Origin of the sequence: Streptomyces sp. NPDC032472, assembly GCF_040636955.1 — a bacterium.
Taxonomy (GTDB): domain Bacteria; phylum Actinomycetota; class Actinomycetes; order Streptomycetales; family Streptomycetaceae; genus Streptomyces.
The window spans coordinates 1-17375 of record NZ_JBEZVK010000039.1 but is presented as its reverse complement, the minus strand read 5'-3'; the positions used below and the strand labels follow the sequence as shown (position 1 = coordinate 17375).

The 17375-nt window shown below is 68.6% G+C and carries 19 protein-coding genes and 4 pseudogenes; 14 read left to right on the top strand and 9 right to left on the bottom strand.

Annotated elements, in window-relative coordinates:
- The first annotated feature begins 120 nt into the window (after positions 1–120).
- A complete protein-coding gene (locus AB0F11_RS24695) occupies positions 121–669 on the top strand; it encodes an SMI1/KNR4 family protein (RefSeq protein WP_362177624.1) in 549 nt (182 codons plus the stop codon).
- 22 nt (positions 670–691) lie between these two features.
- Positions 692–1548: pseudogene (locus tag AB0F11_RS24690) on the top strand (IS5 family transposase).
- A gap of 41 nt (positions 1549–1589) precedes the next feature.
- Here the strand turns inward: AB0F11_RS24690 and AB0F11_RS24685 are convergent.
- Positions 1590–1997: a Rid family hydrolase gene (locus AB0F11_RS24685; RefSeq protein ID WP_362177621.1), complete on the bottom strand. Its 408-nt coding sequence runs from the start codon at positions 1995–1997 to the stop codon at positions 1590–1592.
- 139 nt (positions 1998–2136) lie between these two features.
- Between AB0F11_RS24685 and AB0F11_RS24680 the strand changes: the two genes are divergently transcribed.
- Entirely contained in the window at positions 2137–2517 is a 381-nt protein-coding gene (locus AB0F11_RS24680; protein ID WP_362177618.1) for a helix-turn-helix domain-containing protein, read from the top strand.
- Positions 2518–2590: 73 nt separating this feature from the next.
- Here the strand turns inward: AB0F11_RS24680 and AB0F11_RS24675 are convergent, their stop codons facing one another.
- Positions 2591–2794, bottom strand: a complete 204-nt coding sequence (locus tag AB0F11_RS24675) for a YozE family protein (protein ID WP_362177616.1) — start codon at positions 2792–2794, stop codon at positions 2591–2593.
- Between the two features lie 200 nt (positions 2795–2994).
- On the bottom strand, positions 2995–3723 hold the full coding sequence (locus AB0F11_RS24670; protein ID WP_362177613.1) for an SDR family oxidoreductase: 729 nt from the start codon (positions 3721–3723) through the stop codon (positions 2995–2997).
- Here AB0F11_RS24670 and AB0F11_RS24665 point away from each other — a divergent pair.
- Together AB0F11_RS24665 and AB0F11_RS24660 are read left to right on the top strand one after the other, a co-directional pair.
- Positions 3707–4087, top strand: coding sequence for a hypothetical protein (locus AB0F11_RS24665; protein ID WP_362177611.1), 381 nt, complete (start codon positions 3707–3709; stop codon positions 4085–4087). The genes AB0F11_RS24670 and AB0F11_RS24665 overlap by 17 nt on opposite strands.
- Positions 4088–4208: 121 nt before the next feature.
- Positions 4209–4838, top strand: coding sequence for a class I SAM-dependent methyltransferase (locus AB0F11_RS24660; protein ID WP_362177608.1), 630 nt, complete (start codon positions 4209–4211; stop codon positions 4836–4838).
- Positions 4839–5121: 283 nt separating this feature from the next.
- Here AB0F11_RS24660 and AB0F11_RS24655 read toward each other — a convergent pair.
- Positions 5122–5539, bottom strand: a pseudogene (locus AB0F11_RS24655) (helix-turn-helix domain-containing protein); the annotation flags it as partial.
- A gap of 52 nt (positions 5540–5591) precedes the next feature.
- Here AB0F11_RS24655 and AB0F11_RS24650 point away from each other — a divergent pair.
- Positions 5592–6203: an amidohydrolase family protein gene (locus AB0F11_RS24650; protein ID WP_362177605.1), complete on the top strand. Its 612-nt coding sequence runs from the start codon at positions 5592–5594 to the stop codon at positions 6201–6203.
- A gap of 190 nt (positions 6204–6393) precedes the next feature.
- Here AB0F11_RS24650 and AB0F11_RS24645 read toward each other — a convergent pair whose 3' ends face one another.
- Positions 6394–7272 (bottom strand): sigma-70 family RNA polymerase sigma factor, encoded by an 879-nt coding sequence (locus AB0F11_RS24645; protein WP_362177602.1) that lies wholly within the window; start codon positions 7270–7272, stop codon positions 6394–6396.
- A 79-nt stretch (positions 7273–7351) separates the two neighbouring features.
- Between AB0F11_RS24645 and AB0F11_RS24640 the strand changes: the two genes are divergently transcribed.
- The 3 genes and pseudogenes from AB0F11_RS24640 to AB0F11_RS24630 form a co-directional block, all read left to right on the top strand.
- Positions 7352–7762 (top strand): VOC family protein, encoded by a 411-nt coding sequence (locus AB0F11_RS24640; protein WP_362177599.1) that lies wholly within the window; start codon positions 7352–7354, stop codon positions 7760–7762.
- 120 nt (positions 7763–7882) lie between these two features.
- The gene (locus tag AB0F11_RS24635) at positions 7883–8281 is read left to right on the top strand and encodes a VOC family protein (protein ID WP_362177596.1); all 399 of its coding nucleotides are present in this window, start codon (positions 7883–7885) and stop codon (positions 8279–8281) included.
- A gap of 92 nt (positions 8282–8373) precedes the next feature.
- Positions 8374–9240, top strand: a pseudogene (locus AB0F11_RS24630) (IS5 family transposase); the annotation flags it as partial.
- 25 nt (positions 9241–9265) lie between these two features.
- Here the strand turns inward: AB0F11_RS24630 and AB0F11_RS24625 are convergent.
- Complete coding sequence (locus AB0F11_RS24625; RefSeq protein WP_362177594.1) at positions 9266–9976, bottom strand: hypothetical protein; 711 nt, start codon at positions 9974–9976, stop codon at positions 9266–9268.
- A gap of 504 nt (positions 9977–10480) precedes the next feature.
- Here AB0F11_RS24625 and AB0F11_RS24620 point away from each other — a divergent pair.
- The 3 genes and pseudogenes from AB0F11_RS24620 (at position 10481) to lepB (ending at position 12738) form a co-directional block, all read left to right on the top strand.
- Positions 10481–10897 carry a CBS domain-containing protein gene (locus AB0F11_RS24620; RefSeq protein ID WP_362177591.1) on the top strand — a complete coding sequence of 139 codons (417 nt, stop codon included), beginning with the start codon at positions 10481–10483 and terminating at the stop codon, positions 10895–10897.
- Between the two features lie 760 nt (positions 10898–11657).
- Positions 11658–11823: pseudogene (locus AB0F11_RS24615) on the top strand (IS701 family transposase); the annotation flags it as partial.
- 282 nt (positions 11824–12105) lie between these two features.
- Positions 12106–12738 carry a signal peptidase I gene (gene lepB, locus AB0F11_RS24610; RefSeq protein WP_362177589.1) on the top strand — a complete coding sequence of 211 codons (633 nt, stop codon included), beginning with the start codon at positions 12106–12108 and terminating at the stop codon, positions 12736–12738.
- Between the two features lie 336 nt (positions 12739–13074).
- Here lepB and AB0F11_RS24605 read toward each other — a convergent pair whose 3' ends face one another.
- Both AB0F11_RS24605 and AB0F11_RS24600 read right to left on the bottom strand, forming a co-directional pair.
- Entirely contained in the window at positions 13075–14217 is a 1143-nt protein-coding gene (locus tag AB0F11_RS24605) for a histidine kinase (RefSeq protein ID WP_362177587.1), read from the bottom strand.
- Positions 14214–14867 carry a response regulator transcription factor gene (locus AB0F11_RS24600; RefSeq protein ID WP_362177584.1) on the bottom strand — a complete coding sequence of 218 codons (654 nt, stop codon included), beginning with the start codon at positions 14865–14867 and terminating at the stop codon, positions 14214–14216. The genes AB0F11_RS24605 and AB0F11_RS24600 overlap by 4 nt, the downstream gene beginning before the upstream one ends.
- Before the next feature lie 339 nt (positions 14868–15206).
- On the opposite strand from AB0F11_RS24600, the gene AB0F11_RS24595 reads away from it, so the two are divergent.
- Positions 15207–15755, top strand: coding sequence for a histidine phosphatase family protein (locus tag AB0F11_RS24595; RefSeq protein WP_362177581.1), 549 nt, complete (start codon positions 15207–15209; stop codon positions 15753–15755).
- 39 nt (positions 15756–15794) lie between these two features.
- On the opposite strand, the gene AB0F11_RS24590 is transcribed toward AB0F11_RS24595, so the two are convergent.
- The gene (locus AB0F11_RS24590) at positions 15795–16259 is read right to left on the bottom strand and encodes a hypothetical protein (protein ID WP_362177579.1); all 465 of its coding nucleotides are present in this window, start codon (positions 16257–16259) and stop codon (positions 15795–15797) included.
- Between the two features lie 731 nt (positions 16260–16990).
- Between AB0F11_RS24590 and AB0F11_RS24585 the strand changes: the two genes are divergently transcribed.
- Positions 16991–17308 carry a hypothetical protein gene (locus AB0F11_RS24585; RefSeq protein WP_362177576.1) on the top strand — a complete coding sequence of 106 codons (318 nt, stop codon included), beginning with the start codon at positions 16991–16993 and terminating at the stop codon, positions 17306–17308.
- Positions 17309–17375: the final 67 nt, after the last annotated feature.

The following is a 17375-nucleotide window of genomic DNA, read 5'->3' as shown; positions in this document are numbered from 1 at the left end:
TTCGGATCTTGAAGCTCCGGAGGCTCCGCCCCGGAGATTCGCTACACAGTCCGTCCTCGTAGGTTGGGTCCTCGGATGCGTCGTGCCGCATAGTGCGGTCGGCGGGACAAGGGGTAGGACATGCGCGGGACAGACGCAGTGGCGGCACTGGCGGAGCTCATGCCAGTGACTCACGGGGTAGACGAGCGGGTCGACTGGGCCGAGGTTGAGGCGGCTTGGGGAACCCGGTTCCCCGCAGACTACGTCCGCTTCATGGAGCTGTATGGGTCGGGTGTGATCAGCGACGGGATCGACATCCTGCTGCCAGCGTTGCGAGCGGATGGGTACCCGTACACGGCAGGGCCGGGCCTGCATGACGAGACGGAGAACGCCCGCTACACCTGGGAGATGTGCCGCGACGACGCCGACTTCGACGTGGACCCCGGGTCTATTCTGGCGTGGGGCGTGACGTCGGGCGCAGACATCTACTGCTGGGTGACCACGGATGACGACCCGGATCAATGGCCTGTCCTGATATGCGGAAGGCACACCAGTCCCGAGATGCAGTTGCACTCTCTCGGGATGGCCGGGTTCCTTCATAGGCTCCTGAGCGACACGGCCTTTCGAGAGGAGACGATCAGCGTGGTCCTCCAGGACGAGGTGTCTTTCGTGAACTGGCGGAACAGATAAGGCGTCCCCTTCGAATCATCTGATCGTTGAACGATGCGTGTCGTTGACTGACGCCCAGTGGGCACGGATCGAGCCGTTGCTGCCAGAGCGGACGCCGCGGCGGGGCGGGCGCTGGAGGGACCACCGGCAGGTGATCGACGCGATCGCTTTCAAGTACCGCACTGGCACGCCGTGGATGGACCTGCCCGAGCAATTCGGGTCGTGGAAGGGTGCGTATAGCCGGCTGCGGATGTGGGCCTCGGACGGGACCTGGGAGAAGGTCTTCACCGCTCTTCTCGCCCAGGCCGACGCCGATCGCGATGTGGACTGGGTTGTAGCGGTCGATTCCACGATCGTCCGAGCCCATCAGCACGCCGCAGGAGCCCGTAAAAAGGGGCTCCAGCAGGCGAGCCAGCCGACGCCCTTGGACGCTCCCGGGGTGGACTGACCACGAAGGTCCACCTCGCAGCCGACGGCCGTTGCCGCCCTCTGGCCTTCGTCATCACACCCGGCCAGGCTGGTGATGCATCAGCTTTCACCCAGGTTATGGATCACATCCGGGTTCCCCGGCCGGTCGGCAGACCGAGGACCACGCCGGACGTGATCCTCGCGGACAATGCCTACTCATCCCGTGGCATCCGCCGTCTCCTGCGCCACCGCGGCATCCGGGCGGTGATCCCGCAGCCCGTCGGTCAGGCCGCCAACCGCAAGCGACTCGGCAGCCGTGGCGGGAGACCGCCGGCCTTCGACCGCGAGGCCTACAAACGACGGAACACCGTCGAACGCTGCATCAACAAGCTCAAGCAGTGGCGCGGCCTGGCCACCCGATATGACAAGACCGCAACCATCTTCCTTGCCGGACTCCAGCTCGCCGCGATCTTTATCTGGTCAGCCAGATGATCCGAAGGAAACGGCCTAGCCTCAGTGGAGCAGCGAGCCAGTCAGTCGACGACCGCCGTGGCTTCGACCTCGACGAGGAGGCCGGGGGCAGCCAGAGCGGCGACGCCGATGCCGGTGAGCGGCGGAGCCGGGGTGATCCCGAGCTTCTCCACCGCCCGCGCGACACCTTCGGCGAACAGGGGCATCTTCTCGGGCGCGAGGTCGACCGCGTAGACCGTCAGCTTCACCACGTGGCGGAAGGAAGCACCGACCCCGGCGAGTGCGGCAGCCACGTTGAGATAGCACTGCTCGACCTGGGCGGCGACGTCGCCCTCGCCGACGATGGCCCCGTCTGCGTCCAAGGCAACCTGCCCTGCGATGAAGATCAGTTTCGTCCCCGTCGCGACAGCCACCTGCCGGTAGAGGTCGACTTTCACCAGCCCGGCGGGGTCTATCAAATCGATCGCCACGCCCACTCCTTGTCGTCACGACCCGAGGGCAACAGCTCCACGGAAGCGGGCTCCTCGTGGTCCCTTGCGGTTACTGGGTAACCGTAGGAGAGTGTGCAACGACGTGGAAGAACGCACTTTTTGGTGACGGAGGAACCAAATGGTGACCAAGCAGCTCAACGACTCAGGTGCCGATGCAGACCTGCGGCGAGCGGACTCGCTGGCACGCGAGATCTTCTCGGACGTCGCCAACAAGTGGGCGCTTCTGATCATCGAGGCCCTTGGTGAGCGCACACTGCGCTTCACCGAATTGCGAAACGAGGTCGAGGGGGTCAGCCACAAGATGCTCACCCAGAACCTGCGCATGCTGGAGCGCAACGGTCTGGTCGATCGCGTGGTGCACCCGACTGTGCCGCCCCGGGTCGAGTACTCCCTCACCGAGCCGGGCCAAGCCCTGCGGAAGACCGTCGACGTCATGTGCGACTGGACGCACCGGTACCTCCGCCACATCGACGTCGCCCGCCAGCGCTTCGACGCCTGACCTCAACGACGTGACAGCAGGGCGGAAGGACAGGTGCCGCGTAACGATCAAGCGGCATAGGGCTCAGGGGCCGTCAGCGAGCTGCACAGCGGATCCAGGCGTCCGGGAGGTCCTCCAGCAGGGCGCGAGTGGCGCCGCTGCTCTCCAGGTGGTCGGACGTCTTCAAGCGGTCCGGACCCTCTGGCCAGTCGGGATCGGAGGCTGCCTTCCTGGCGAGTTCGCCAATAGCGTCCTGATTCTTCAGGTGCGCGAGCAGCCATTCCCTGAACCCGCCCATCGGGCCATCCCTGTCTTTTCGACGTCGCAGGCCACGGCTCACGCCAGGGGCACCCGCTCCAGCACCCCTCGCGGGACGGGCCGGTCGGTGAACCCGCGCACCGCCCGTCGGGTCGGCGCCTCATAGACTCCACGATCATCCACCTCCCTCGATCATCTACCGCTCTCATCTGCTCCATGGACACGCAGGAGGCAGGGATGTCAGGAGAGCCAGTCGGCGTAGTGGGTGGGGGCGAGGCGAGCGTTCTTGTCAGTCAGGACGTCCCCCTTGACGACGGCGAACATGCCGGCGGTGGGGTCGGTGACGACTGTACGCCTGTCGCCCTTGTGGGACAGGGTGATCCGGCCCAGCTCGTCCAGGGGGAAGACCTCGGGTCCTGCGATGTTGCGGATGCCGTTCAGCGGAGCCCCGGCGGCGACCTCCGCCACCGCGTCGGCCACGTCCTTGGAAGCGATGGGCTGGATGGGCGTAGCGGGCAGCCGGACGGTGTCGGCGTCGGCCGTCCAGGACAGGACTGCGTCCATGAAGTCCATGAACTGCGTGGCGCGCACGATCGAGTAGGGGATCGGCCCGGCCGCGAGGATCTTCTCCTGAAGCACCTTGACACGGTAGTAGTCCAGCTCCGGCACCTGGTCCGCGCCGACGATCGAGAGGATGACGAAGTGGCCGACGCCGCCCCTCTGCGCCGCGGCCAGGAGGTTGTCCATCGAGGTCTGGAAGAAGGCGAGCGAGGCTTCGTCGAAAGTCGGGGAGTTGGTCAGATTGACGACCGCATCGGCTCCAGCCACCGCCTCGTCCAGCCCCTGGCCGCCGATGACGTCGACTCCGGTGGACTTCGCGTGCGGTACGGCCTCATGTCCGGCGGCGTTCAGGCACTTGACGACCTGCGAACCGATCAGTCCAGTACCGCCAATGACTGCGATCTTCATGACGCGCCTTTCAACGGAATCACTACGCAATATGGCATATGCAACGCTATCTGAGCGTTGCATGAAACGGCTCGCTGATCGACCGATCTGGGCCTTCGAGCTGATCACCCTGTGGATGCCGCCCACTTCAGGCAACGAAGACAGCGGTCACGACCCGACATACCAGCCGCACGTCGGACGGCTCCGCGAACCGCCCCACCGGCCGGCCTTGTCCGTCAACATCCACGGGGTCCGCTCATCCGGCACCGACATGAAGTCCGGGCGAACCGCCGTCCGCCTTCATGAGTGTGCCGGCGTGGACACGGCCGATCTCGTCGCGGCGATGCAGCGGGCCGGCGACTACACGGCCCGACCCGCCGACTGACACGGAACCGCCCCTCAGCGGCAGCAGCTCCGACAGCTTGGCCCGGCCGGGAAGTCCTTCCTGCCCGGGCCCTGGCAGCCCCTGACGTGCGCGGGGCACGGGTGGCGGTGAGGATGGGCCCATGCCCGAGGCGAGCGACAACGAGCGGCTGCGCCGCTACTGGGACAAGCACGCCCGCTCGTACGACCGGCAGATGCGGTTCTTCGACCGAACCCTGTTCGGCGAAAGCCGCTCCTGGGTATGCTCCCGGGCCACCGGCGACGTCCTTGAGGTTGCCATCGGTACCGGCCTGAACCTCCCCCTCTACCCACCCGGCGTGCGGCTGACCGGCATCGAGTGGAGCCCCGAGATGCTGGCCCTCGCCCGTCGCCGCGCCCGCATGCTCGGCCAGACCGCTGACCTGCGCGAAGCTGACGCACAAGCCCTGCCGTTTCCCGACGCATCCTTCGACAGCGTGGTCTCCACCCTGTCGCTGTGCGCGATCCCCGACGACCGGCGCGCCGTCGCCGAGATGAGCCGCGTACTCAGGCCCGGCGGCCGGCTCCTCCTGCTGGACCACGTAGCAAGTTCCGCCAGGGCCGTCCGCGCGTTGCAGTGGCTCGTCGAGCGCATCACCGTTGCAGTAGGCGGGGAGCATCTGCTGCGCCGTCCCCTCCAGCTCGTGCAGTCCGAAGGGCTGGAGATCGAACAGCAGAACCGGTTCAAGCTCGGCATCGTCGAACGCGTCTCCGCCCGCAAGCCAGCGAGCTGATGCGTACGCCGAAAAGGGGGCGGCCGAGACTTTCCTCCCGGCCGCCCCTCGCTCCCAGCTACCAGGTCAGCTCCAGTGCGAGCGTCCCACCTTCAGATGAGCTGGTCCGGGGACCACGGGACGCCGTTCTCTTGGCCGAGTGCCGCCGAGGGCGGCGTCGGCCATGTCCGGCTCCATGCAGCTGACGAGCCTGAAGCCTCCGGAGTCCCTCATTAGGAGCACATGCACGGTATTTTCCTCTTTCTGCTTCTGAGGATGCCGCGATCGAGATCAAGAAACCCGTGGTGGCATGGACCATCTGGGCCGCGAGTCCCTCTTCCATGCGCAGGAGCCCCGCGGCGGCGGTGCGGCGGATTCGGTCCATGAGATGTTCGAGGCCGATCCGGAACACAGTCGTGGAGCGGGCGGGTTCGCCGTACATCAGTGTGTACAGCGCGGGGGTTGGCCACTCCGAACTCGACCACGGTGTCCCAGCCGTCGCGCAGTTCCTTGACCGGATCTTGCGGTGCGGGCTCGATCTGCTGCTTGGCTGCCAGGAACCGGGTGAAGCCGTGCTCAGCCACTGCGTCCAGCAGCCCCTCCTTGTCGCCGAACAGCCGGTAAAGGGCCGGCGGCTGCAGTCCGGCGGCGTCGGCGACCGCCCGGGTGGTGACCGCGTCGCGGCCCCCGCGCTCCAGCAGGCCGGTCGCGGCCTCGATGATCCGGCGCCGCGTCTGCTCTCGCGCGGCAGTGCCGGGCTCCGCGGCGCGCCGGGTGAGGGTCGGTTCCGGCCACCCGGACAACGACGGGCTGTACGCGATGGCCGAGCGTCTGGCCGTGCCGCTGCACTTCCACCCGCAGACACCGGTCCAGCCCGTCATCGACGCCTACTACTCCAACCTCATGGGCCCCGTTCTGTCCGGAGCCGGGCTCGGCTGGTACTACGACCTCGGTGTCCAATTCCTGCGCATGATCTTCTCGGGAGTCTTCGACCGGTTCCCCGACCTGCAGGTGATCGCCGGGCACTGGGGCGAGGTCGCGCTGTTCTACCTCGACCACACCGGCTTCTTCGGCGAAGCAGGCCGCCTGCGCCAGCCCCTGGCGGACTACTTCAAGCAGAACTTCTGGGTCGCCGGCAGCGGCACCAACAGCCCCCGCTACCTCCGCTGGACCGCCGAAGTGATGGGCACCGACCGAATGCTGTCCTCCACCGACTACCCCTTCACCTACGGCTTCCGCCCCGGCGGTTTCCCCTACGTCGACACCAGCAACGGTGAAGCCCGCTCCTTCCTGGAAAGCTCGCCCTTCACCGACGAGCAGAAGGCCGACATCGGCTACCGCAACTGGGAACGTCTCACCGCCCGCGCCAAGCGCCCGACAGCCTGAAACCCCCAGGGGCCCGACCGGAACGCCACCACGCGCTCCGGCCGACCCTTCGACCCCACGGACCTCGGCGCACGCCAGATCTGTGGCGAACGCGGTGACCAGCGCGACCCTAGGAGCTGTCCGGCCGCTCATGCGCGAAGCCGGATGCGGTGCCTTGGTCGAGCGTCGCGGGGCGGCGTGACGCAGCTGCTCATGTCGGCTCCGGCAGGTTCATCCGCGCAAGCTTGGCCGGGTCGACCACGGCTGTGATAGCGGTGATCCGGCCGTCTGTGACGGTGAACGCGAGGACGGAGAGAAGGGTCCCGTCCTCGCGCCAGGAGATGACTCCGGGACGGCCGCCAACGAGGGCTGCCCGGCCCAGGGTGGCCGCGCTGGCGGCCAGCTGCGCGCCAGCGGCGACCTTGGTGGCGCCGAGGGTGACGACCACGCCGCCGGGGATGTCGACGGTGAGCCGCACCTCCGGGTCGAGCACGCGCAGCAGACCCTCGAAGTCGCCGTCGCGGGCTGCTGCCAGGAAGGCGGAGACCACCTGGCGCTGTTCCCGGCGTGCTCTGGCTGGCTGCTCGGTTGCCTGGACCTTTCTGCGGGCGCGGCTGGCGAGCATCTTGGTGGCGTCGGTGGACTTGCCGAGGATGCGGCCGATCTCGTCGAAGGGCACCGCGAACAGGTCGTGCAGCACGAACGCCAGCCGCTCGCCGGGACGGAGGGAATCCAGGACGACGGGGAGCGCGAGTCCGACCGAGTCCGCGAGCACCGCGTCGTCATCCGGGGCAGGGGCGTCGTCGAGCGTGACCACGAGTTCGGGCAGACGGTCGTCCAGGGACGCCTCGGGGCGGGTCTGGCGCGAGCGCAGGACATCGAGGCTGATCCGGCCGACCACGGTGGTGAGCCAGCCGGCCAGGTTCTCGATGGTGGTCGCGTCCTGGCGGGCGAGCCGCAGCCAGGCTTCCTGGACCACGTCCTCGGCGTCGGCGTGCGACCCGAGCACGCGGTGGGCGACCGCACGCAACCGGTCCCGCTGGGACTCGAACGCCTGGGCCACCGGGTCCGTCGTTCCGGTTTCGAACATGTTGTTACCTTCCCCGAATCCGCTCCGTCATGAGTGATGACGGGCCCGGAGAGGCCCGGGTAACAGCGGAAGGAGCACCATGCTGACGAACATCATGTACGTGACGCTCTATGTCACCGACCAGGAGCGCGCGCTGAGTTTCTACACGGAAAAGCTCGGTCTGGAGAAGCGCGTCGACTACCCGGGTCCCGAGGGGCGCTTCCTCACGGTGGGCGTCCCAGGCAGCCCGCTCGAGATCATCCTCTGGCCGCGCGCCGCGGCTGCGGGGCAGCCCGCCGAGCTGCGGCCGGGCACCACACCCGGTCCGGTCTTCCTCGAATCGGACGACCTGCGCGCAGACTTCAAGGTGTTCCGCGACCGCGGCGTGACGTTCGATCAGCCCGAACCGGAGGACTACGGGTACGGGGTCCGCGTCGAGGCGGTGGACCCAGACGGCAACCGGATCTCGCTGCGCCAGCGCGCGGCCTGGCAGAATTCCGACGGCAACTGACTGTGCGTCGACCCGGTGGGGCCGGCATCGCGCTGGTGCCGGCCACACCGGGTGCGGAACGATGACCGCGCGACGCGCGGCGATGTCAAAATCTGACTCTGACGGACGAGGTGCTCCTTCATGCCGATAACGATCGACTCGGTGGTCACGCGACAGCGCGTTGACGACCTGGAGGCGGCCATCCCCTTCTACGAGCGGTTGACCGGCCGGACGGCCGACCGCTTCGACTTCGCCGGTGTACGCCTGGCGAGCGTTGGGCCCTTCCTGCTGTTCTGCGGTCCGGACGAGGCAGTGCACAGGGTCGCCCAAGTGAGTGCCACCCTGGCGGTCTCAGATCTGGTCGCCGCCGTCGATGAAGCCATCGCCGCCGGTGCCACCGTGGTGATGCCGGCGCAACCCACCCCCAACGGCCACCGAGCCGTGCTGCGGCACCCTCACGGGGGCGTGTACGAATACGTCGGCCTTGAGCCAGCGCAGCAGGTGGGAGGCAAGGCGTCCCACCCGCCGATGGCCTATTAGGTTCCGTTCGGTCGATCATGTGACTATTGCCCGCTGTGGTCGTTGGATCGGGCATGGGGCGGGGAGATCTCACGGATGCCGAGTGAGAACGGCTGCGGCCGTTCCTGCCGGTCAGCAACAAGCTGTTGTGGCCGCTGGCGGGACCACCGACAGGTGATCGACGGGATTCTGCACCGGGTGCGGACCGGTGTGCACTGGCGTGACCTGCCCGAGCGGTTCGGGCCGTGGAAGACGGTCTATGAACGCCATCGGCTGTGGTCGGCCGACGGGACCTGGGAGCGTCTGCTCCAGCGGGTCCAGGCGGAAGCGGACGCGGCTGGCGACATCAACTGGGACATCTCGGTCGACTCCACCATCGTGCGGGCCCACCAGCACGCGGCCGGCGCCCGGACCGACCCGCCACCAGCCCCTGCCCCCGCCCCAAAGGGGGGCGGACCGGCAGACCAGGACAAGACGCCCTGGCAGAGCCTTGTCGCCCGCCTGGCGGAGGTGGTGCTGGAGGTGAGGGCCTTGGCCGCTCGCGCGGCGGCTTCACCACCAAGATCCACCTGAGCGCGGACGACCGCTGCCGCCCGCTGTCCCTGATCATCACGCCGGGACAGCGGGCGGACTGCACCCGGTTCGAGCCCGTGCTGCACAAGATCCGCGTCCCGCGGATCGGACCGGGCAGGCCACGGAAGAAGCCCGACAGTCAGGCTGCACGCCTCCGTAAGGGATCACACGGTGGACGGCCACCAAGCTTCGACGAGGCGCGGTACAGGAAGCGCAACGCCGTCGAACGGGCCATCAACAAGCTCAAGCACGCCAGAGCCGTCGCAACCCGATACGACAAACGCGGATACGTCTACCTCGGCACCGTCACCGAAGCCGCCCTCGTCATCTGGCTCCGCACACGATCGACCGGACAAGCTCTAGGTGGACGGATTTCCTCGCCAGCGCCGTCTTCGGCGCCCAACAGCTAGAGCCCCGAGGCGGTCCTTGCTGTCACGGAAAGTCCGGGCATTCCGCAGCAAAGCCCTGCGGGACGGGCTGCCATGCGCCGTGGTCCTCACGCGCGCTCAGCTGGTCCGCTTCCTCCGCGGTCTCGATCAGCTGAGCGGTGGTCAAGGGCACAGCCGCCGCGAAGACCCGCCCGAGGTGGCGGCAGTGCACCATCGGCCGGAGTCCCTGCGAGTACGGCTCATCTGCGACCGCGAAGAGATCGGGCAGGCTCCAGCCCAATGGACCGGCCACGGCAGATAGCTGCTGCCGACGATGCGGACTCGCGTCCCAGCGCCACACCATCCCGTGGAGCGTGCTGAGGGACAACCCCATGAACGGCAGGTCGCGAATGCTGAAGCCGCGGTTAAGGATCAGCGCGCCGAGCACCGCGGCAAACCTCGTCTCAGCGGGGCGGCGGCCGGGCCACGTCGGCTGCACGACGGGCTCAGGAGCGGTGTCGCGAGGCAGCAAGCGGATGAACGCCTCCAGCGCGGCGAGCTGTAGGTGGTCGCAGTGGCTGACACGATATGCGAACCGCCTCATGACCGTGGTGTCGCGCTTCGGGGGAAGAAGCTCCGTCGGCACCGGGTGGCCTGCGACAACGAGAAGGTCCGCCGCCGGTATGTCGAGGTCGGCGGCCAGTTCGGTGAGTTGCTGCGGGGTGGCATCAGTTCTTCTCGCGGCGAGGCTGCTCAGGAGGATGGCCCGTTTCATGTGGGGAAGGTAGCCGGTGGTCTGCTAGGGCGGCCGTGACCGCATGACCAGCGGCTCCGCTGCAGCACCCCGAGAACATGACAAGGGCTATCTGGAGGCTAGGTAGGCGTTCCGGTCGCGAGCTGCTCGACGGGTCCATTGCAGAGCAGATGCGCTTGGGGTCTTTCCCTCAACACGTGAACGGGTGAGCGAGGGCATCGTGGCCGTCTGTGGGACGCCGACATCAGCCGTGGCTGCTGGGGGCGCGGCAGGGCTCACCTGACTCCCCGCGCGCGACCCTGGAGCAAGCCCTGAACCCCCGCTCGGCAGGGGCACCGCACGGGGCGCACGGAGGGGGAGGAGCGCGCGGCGGCCTCGGTCGCGCTGGGTTGCGATGCGGTCCTGGCGTGTGGGTGGAGGATCGGCACACGGCGTTATTCCCGTGCACTGCCGCGGCACCCATATCCGAGAGACACCCGACGGGGTGCGTACACCCATCGGCTAGGGACGAAGGAGTGCTACCGGATGACGACCGCGCGCGAGATCATGACTGAAGGCGCAGAGTGCGTCGGTGCCGAGGAGACGGTGCTCGACGCCGCGAAGAAGATGACGCAGCTGGGAGTGGGTGCGCTGCCGATCTGCGGCACCGACGACAGACTCAAGGGCATGCTCACCGACCGCGACATCGTGGTGAAGGTCCTCGGCGTCGGCAAGGACCCGGCCACCGTGAAGGCCGGCGAGCTCGCCCAAGGCGAAGCGGTCACGATCGGAGCCGACGACGACGCCGCGGAGATCCTGCGCACCATGACCGAACACAAGGTCCGCCGCCTCCCCGTCATCGACGGCCACCGCCTGGTCGGCATCGTCGCCCAAGCGGACGTCGCCCGCGCCCTGCCCGACCCCCAGGTCGGAGACCTGCTGCAGGCACTGTCCACCGACTGACACCACGCCCGCCAGCACGCCCGCGAGGTGCAGCGTCGAGTACGGCGTGGGCGCGCTGGGCAGCCCGCTGGTGGCGGTACTCGGTCACGTGGTTCTGTTCACGAGTTTCCGGCAGCAGTTGTTCACCACTTCGAGGTTGCCCGGTTCTCGTCTGTTCGATGTTCATGAGAAGTGACGGCACCGGGTTGGGAGTCCGTCGGCGGGGCCTATTGGCGGTGCCGCGCGCGGAGTCCGTGCAGCAGTTGCTCAATGTGCCCGGCGGCTGCTGCGTCCCGCCCTCAGGTGGGCTGGACGCAGCCGGCACACGCGCCCCTCCCCCAGGCCGTCGTACGGCACCCGTGACGGACCACCCTGCCCGTGTCCCCTCCGTGGTGCCCCGCAGGCCGGCCGCACCAGCGTCACCCGCAGGCCACTCGACCACGAACGGAACCACTGACCCCCCGCAACTGGTCCAGCACCGCCAACGGGCCCGTTCCCGGCGCTGTCAGCCGGTCCACCGACACCCCGGACCCCCTCGTGGTCAGGGCAGCCAGCCGGTTCCGCTGAGCCGTGGCTCGGCAGCCCGGGCCGCCGAGCCACGGCCCTGGACTCCGGGCCGGCCGAGCGGCACACCCGCAGTCGCTGCCGGCGAGCAGCCGTGCGGTGCGAAAGCCGGGTCCTGTCCGGCGCTGACGTCGACGGCGCGGGTGTTGCCCCGCGCCGGTCACCCGCAGGCGGCGGCGAACTTGCCGATGGCCGCAAGGTCCTCTCGTTCCCGCCAAGGACCCGGTGGCGGGTCGAGCACGACTACCGCGAACCGAAAGCGGCTGGACCACTTCGAGGGCTGCTCGTCCACCGGCCGGCACCGCCACGTCACCCTGGTCACCGCCGTCCGCCTGTTCCTGACCGAACGGCGGAGCAGCCCAAAAGCCACTGCCAGGGCGTGACCAAGCCCCGGACCTCCTCGAACACCTCATTGCCGCCTGGACCGGGACCTGCCCCGTCTGCCGACATACCGTCCCTCGGCAGCCCTACGACACCACCTGACAAAGCACTGCTTATGTGCCGGGTCTCATCCCGGCGCGAACACCACGGCCCTCCCCCTTCCGGTCCGCACAGGCCCCCGGGGCCGGTAGCGCTGGCCCGTGCCTGTAGCGTGCGGGCCGAACTTCCGGAGGGGCTGAGGAATGGGAACAGGGCGAAGACTGTGGATCACGGGGCTGATTTTGGTGCCCCTGGGGCTGTTGTTGGCGGTGGGGACGTGGCGGTTCGCCGACTCCGCCTTCGACGGCCACACCGTCGACTCCGATGGAATGCGGCCGACGTACGAGCAGGGCGACATCGTCTTCACGGCGAAGATCGACGGCAGCGAGGTCCGTCGGGGTGACGCCGTCTTCTACTACCTGCCGGGGCGCTACACGGACGCGGACCTCGTCTTCCAGCGCGTCATCGGGGTCGGCGGCGACCGGGTGGCCTGTGACGGGAAGCAGGTGCTGGTGAACGGCAGGCCCCTGCACGAAGCGTACGTCGCCGGCGGGAACGCGGTCGGTGACGGCAAGACCTATGACGTGCTGGTGCCCGAGGGCCGGCTCTTCATGATGGGCGACAACCGGGCCACCTCGCATGACTCCCGCTACTTCCTCACGGACGGACAGAGCGGCACCATCCCAGCGGACGCGGTCCGTGAGCGGGCGTTCGACGGGCCCGCGGTCGCCATCATCGCGGTGCTCGTCCTGGCCGGCGGTTGCCTGCTGGCCCTAGTCGGCTTCGGGTGCGGCGTGGCGGGATACGTGATAGGTCTGCTGGCTCGGCGGAGGCAGCCCGTACCCGTGCCGGTGGAACAGAGCCGTCTGGGCGGGTAGCCCGGCGCAGTTCGGGCGCCAGGACGGTCACGGCCTGGTCGGACGGCGCTCGCCAAACGGCCTCGTTCGGATCGTGTTCCTGCGCTGCCGCCGCAACCCGGCAGGTCGGCGTCGGTGGCGAAATGGCCGCCGCCGAGCGCACGCACGCGAAAGCCGGGCGCAAAGCCCTCTCTAACACGCAGGTCAGGAAGAGTGCTCCCCGCCGACGCGGGGGTGGTTCGTCAGGCCGTCGTGGGTGAGCACCAGGTGTGCCGTGTGCCGTGCTCCCTGCCAACGCGCCACGGCACACGCGCCACGTGGTCCTGACCACGAAAACCCTGCTCACGCTCCCGTCCGCTACCCTGCATGCCCGCGGGAGATCCCGGCGGACCGCGGTACGCCGTCGACTGGCAGCTCCAGGCTGAGGCGGTAGCCGCCGTCGGCCGTCGGTCCCGAGGTGACGTTTCCGCCGAGGAGGGCGGCGCGCTGGCTCAGGCCGACCAGTCCGTAGTGGGCACCGGGCAGCGGCAGCGCGGGCCGGCTGGGCGCGGTGTTGGTGACCGTCACGCGGATCAGGCCGCTCTCGTGGCGCAGGTCGACCTTCGCGGTGGCGCCGGGGGCGTGTTTGCGTGCGTTGGTCAGCGCTTCCTGGATGGTGCGGTAGATGGCCCGCTGCACGGTCGGCGGGAGTCCGTCGGGGAGCTGCGAGCTCAGCTCGGTTTCGATGCCGCTGCTGTTGACCAGCTGCTCGATGTCGGCGAGGGAGGGCTGCGGGGTGAGTTCCGTGGGCCGTCCGCCGGACGCCCGCAACACGCTGACCATGTAGCGCAGCTCGTCCAGGGTCTGGACGCTCAGCCGCCGGATCGTGGCCGCCGCCTCTTTGACCTGCGCGTCGCGCGTGCCCACCTGGAGTGCACCGGCCCGTACGGCGATCAGGCCGACCTGGTGGGACACCACGTCGTGCATCTCACGCGCAAGCTGCGCGCGCTCCTTGGCCAGGACGGCCTGGGCGGTCAGCATCTGTTCGTGGTCGCGCGCCTCCGAGATCTCCGCCAGTCGCGCCGACAGGTCCCGCCGGGTCTGGACGAGCTGGCCCAGGAAGACCGGGGCGGCCGCCGTCGCCGCCGTGTACCCGAACGTGATCAGTGTCGCGGCCCTCGTCAGGTCAAGGGTCGGTGCGAGCAGCTCCGGCGTCGAAGCTATGTTACCGAACGTGAAGGCCAGGGCACAGACCGCCAGGAGGATGCGGTGGCGGCTGAGCGAGGCGAGGGTGTACAGCGCGACCAGGCAGGCGAAGACCGCGTCGGAGAACAGGACGGCGGGCAGGGTGAGCAAGAAGGTCAGGAACGGCAGGCGACGGCGCAGGAGCAGGACGAAGGCCGCGGCGAGGCCGCAGGTCATGCGCAGCGGCTCATCTCCGTCCCAGTGAGCCCAGACGTCCGCCAGTGCGACCGCCACCACGGCGGCGTCCAGCAACGCTGGTGTACGGCGGCTGATCATTGCGTCTCCGTCCCCAGGAAGCCGGCCCGCTGGGCGAGCAGGGCCGCTTGGACGCGGCCTCCCACCTCGAGCTTCGTGAGGATGGCGCTGACGTGGTCCTTCACCGTGCCGGTACCCAGGTGCATCCGTTTGGCGATGTCGGCGTTGGAGAGTCCCTCGCCGATCAGGACCAGCACATCGCGCTCCCGGGCCGTCAGCCGTTCGAGCAGGTGCGCCTCGGGGGCCTGCAGCCCGGCGTTCAGGAAGCCGTCCACCACGGTCCGCGTGACCTTCGACGAGAGCACGGTGCCGCCCTCGGCCAGGGAGCGCACCAGGAACGGAAGCTCCTCCGGGTCGGTGTCCTTGAGCAGGAAACCGGCCGCGCCGGAGCGCAGTGCCGTCTCCACGTACTCGTCCATGTCGAATGTCGTCAGCATGGCCACCACCGGCGGAGCGTGCAGCCGGCGCAGCTCGGCCAGGACGGTGAGTCCGTCCACATCCGGCATCCGGATGTCCAGGAGCACCAGATCGGGCGCCGTCTCGCGCACCGCCTGCAGTGCCTGGCCGCCGGAAACGGCCCCCACGACCTCGATACCGTCCGCGGCGTCAAGGATGTGCTGAAAGCCCATGCGGATCAGCGCTTCGTCGTCTACCACCAGAACCCGGATCACGCGTGCTCCATTCGACGTCTGGACCACGGTCCGATTCGTACCACGCCGAGAGGTTTCGCGCAGGTGCCCGCGGCAGGACCCACCGCTCAGCAGGCTCCCACCAGCCGATCGGCGGGGGCATTCGGGACTTGTGGCGGATGGTTGCGGCGGCAAGGGTCGCCGAACCTGAGCGTGCGCGCACATCCCGGGGCCCCCCGGGACCGAGCCCGCACCGGTGACTCTGTCGAGGAGCGACGGCGTACGGCCCATACGCCGCGACCACTCCCGCCGCACCGGTCGACCGGCCGGTGCAGCGGTCACGCTCCGGCGCCACGCCTGGCTCAGAAGGAGGGCAGCCACATGACGGTCCGCCTGACACTTGTGTGTGCGGCCGTGGGGAGCACCGCCGGCATCTTCGGCGAGCGGCCCCAAGGTTCGCGGGCGCCGTACTCGGCGACCATGGCCCCGCCACCCCTCTCGTCCCCCCTCCGGGCTCCCTCGCGCCGCTGCGCGATCACTGCCGACGAGCTCGGACTGAAGGCCAGACCCGAGCCGGCCCTGCGCGATCTCGACTACGGCGAGTGGGGCGGCTGCCGGATAGACGAGATCGCCGCCACATACCCCTACGGTTTCAGCGCATGGCTTACGGACCCCGACGCCACACCGCATGGAGGGGAATCCGTCCGGCAACTCTGCCGCAGGACCGCCACATGGCTGTACGAGCTGCCGCAGGACGAGGAGGACGCTCTGGCCATCACCGAACCGGGCGTCATCCGCGCCACGATCCTGCACGCCCTGTCCGTTCCGGCCACGGCCTTCTGGCACATCAAGGTGCCTCCCCTGTCCACCGTGACCGTCACCTCACACGCCGACCGCTGGGACGTCAACCTCAACGGCATCACGCTGTGAAGCCACGTTCCTCACCCAGCTGGCGAAGGACTACTCCCATCAGCCGGGCGGCAACCCGCGGTTGAGCACGGTGCTGGCCGACCTCGTCGCCTCCCTTTCGCCGGAGTGCTCGACGCCGACCGGTCCTTGACCCCGGAGACGCACCGCCGAACCTTGGCCCTGCGCATCAAGGACTTCATACAAAACAACTCGGACGACCCCCGGCTGGACGGACGGTTTCCAGGAGGAGGGGCAGTTGTTGTCGGGGGCCAGCACTCCCAGCGTGCCCAGGCACATGTTGCCGCCCGTTGCGATGTTGGCCAGCCCGTTGGAGTGCTGGACGTTGGAGTCGTACTGGTTGCTGACCGTCCACTCCCAGTTCGGAGTGCTGGTGGAGACGGAGGCAGAGCCCGGCGACCAATTCCGCCACATCTCGCCGCCATCAGCGACGGCGGGTGAGACGGCTCCGAGAAGGGCGGTCGTTCCGAGAGCGGCGACCGCGAGTCCACGCTTGAAGGTGTTCATACCCGAAGCTGTCGGTGCCATCGGGTTTACTCGGGGCGGTTGCCGACCCGTCTGCCGCATGTCGCCGCCGGCCCGGTCCCGACCATAAAGAAGCTGAGCGCGCTTGCTCCTGGGCACCACCGGAGCACAGCCTCACCCTGGCCGCCGGCCCGGGCTCCGCCCGTACCGCAGGAACCGGACAACGATCCTGGCTTCAAGCCGGCAGGGGCGCAGGCTGAGCAGGTGGGTGCCGGGCGACGGTGAGGCGCATGCGCCTGGCCTACCGCAAGCAGGGCCTGTGGGGGCTGGTCGACCACGGCACCACCCTCGGACCCGCCCCTGCAGGACGGAGAGACGAACGGGTGGCGGATGCAGTGAAAGAGGCACTACGTCGGCAGCGGTGCCGGTCGAAGCGCACCATCAACGGGTCGTTTCACCCTCGTGCGCCGCCCCCTCACATGGCGCGACGTCCGCGCGGACCTCTCGAGGTGACGTCCGGCACGGCGGTCAGGCCCGCACCGGTCTTGGTGGGTCTTCCGCAGAGGCCGGGCGCGGCCTCGCGAGCGGTTGCTGCCGACCCGGGGCCTCTGTGCGGCTAAAGAAGGCCAGGGCCACCACAGGCGGCACATCGGCGCGTTTCGGCACAAAAGGGATGATCATCACCTAGAGTACTGAACCTGTTTCGGTAGAAAACGAAACATGCCAATACGACAGGAAGGGATGTAATGCGCATGCTTCGCAAGGCTGCTCTTGTGGCTGCCATCATCGGGAGCCTCAGCATGGCCGGGGCGGGAGCGGCCTCTGCCCACGGCTACGGCACGGATGCTGCCGAGAGGGAGTGCACGCAGGCAGCCGCTGCCAGCAACACGTCCGTCGAGGTCAATGTCCCGGTGAACGTCGCAGTCGCCGTTTTCGGCACCGTGACGCAGTCGATCGTGACGCAGTCGAACTCGGCGCAGTCGAACTCGATCCAGCAGACCTGCGTCAACGGGGACAACAACTCCGCCGCGAGCACCTCCAGCACCGACGTGACGCAGTCGAACGCCTTCGCCTTCTTCGACTCGCTCTGAGCCCTGAAACCGGGACGGCTCCCGGAAGCCACGCGTAGGGTCCCCCCGCCCTACCCAATCGGGAGGC

What these genes read in the sequence shown, in the direction of transcription:
- AB0F11_RS24645 (WP_362177602.1), bottom strand. Translation starts at nt 7,272, where the DNA reads ATGTTCGAAACCGGAACGACGGACCCGGTGGCCCAGGCGTTCGAGTCC.
- AB0F11_RS24670 (WP_362177613.1), bottom strand. Translation starts at nt 3,723, where the DNA reads ATGAAGATCGCAGTCATTGGCGGTACTGGACTGATCGGTTCGCAGGTC.
- AB0F11_RS24640 (WP_362177599.1), top strand. Translation starts at nt 7,352, where the DNA reads ATGCTGACGAACATCATGTACGTGACGCTCTATGTCACCGACCAGGAG.
- AB0F11_RS24625 (WP_362177594.1), bottom strand. Translation starts at nt 9,976, where the DNA reads ATGAAACGGGCCATCCTCCTGAGCAGCCTCGCCGCGAGAAGAACTGAT.
- AB0F11_RS24620 (WP_362177591.1), top strand. Translation starts at nt 10,481, where the DNA reads ATGACGACCGCGCGCGAGATCATGACTGAAGGCGCAGAGTGCGTCGGT.
- AB0F11_RS24680 (WP_362177618.1), top strand. Translation starts at nt 2,137, where the DNA reads ATGGTGACCAAGCAGCTCAACGACTCAGGTGCCGATGCAGACCTGCGG.
- AB0F11_RS24635 (WP_362177596.1), top strand. Translation starts at nt 7,883, where the DNA reads ATGCCGATAACGATCGACTCGGTGGTCACGCGACAGCGCGTTGACGAC.
- AB0F11_RS24590 (WP_362177579.1), bottom strand. Translation starts at nt 16,259, where the DNA reads ATGAACACCTTCAAGCGTGGACTCGCGGTCGCCGCTCTCGGAACGACC.
- AB0F11_RS24595 (WP_362177581.1), top strand. Translation starts at nt 15,207, where the DNA reads ATGACGGTCCGCCTGACACTTGTGTGTGCGGCCGTGGGGAGCACCGCC.
- AB0F11_RS24695 (WP_362177624.1), top strand. Translation starts at nt 121, where the DNA reads ATGCGCGGGACAGACGCAGTGGCGGCACTGGCGGAGCTCATGCCAGTG.
- AB0F11_RS24675 (WP_362177616.1), bottom strand. Translation starts at nt 2,794, where the DNA reads ATGGGCGGGTTCAGGGAATGGCTGCTCGCGCACCTGAAGAATCAGGAC.
- AB0F11_RS24660 (WP_362177608.1), top strand. Translation starts at nt 4,209, where the DNA reads ATGCCCGAGGCGAGCGACAACGAGCGGCTGCGCCGCTACTGGGACAAG.
- AB0F11_RS24605 (WP_362177587.1), bottom strand. Translation starts at nt 14,217, where the DNA reads ATGATCAGCCGCCGTACACCAGCGTTGCTGGACGCCGCCGTGGTGGCG.
- AB0F11_RS24665 (WP_362177611.1), top strand. Translation starts at nt 3,707, where the DNA reads ATGACTGCGATCTTCATGACGCGCCTTTCAACGGAATCACTACGCAAT.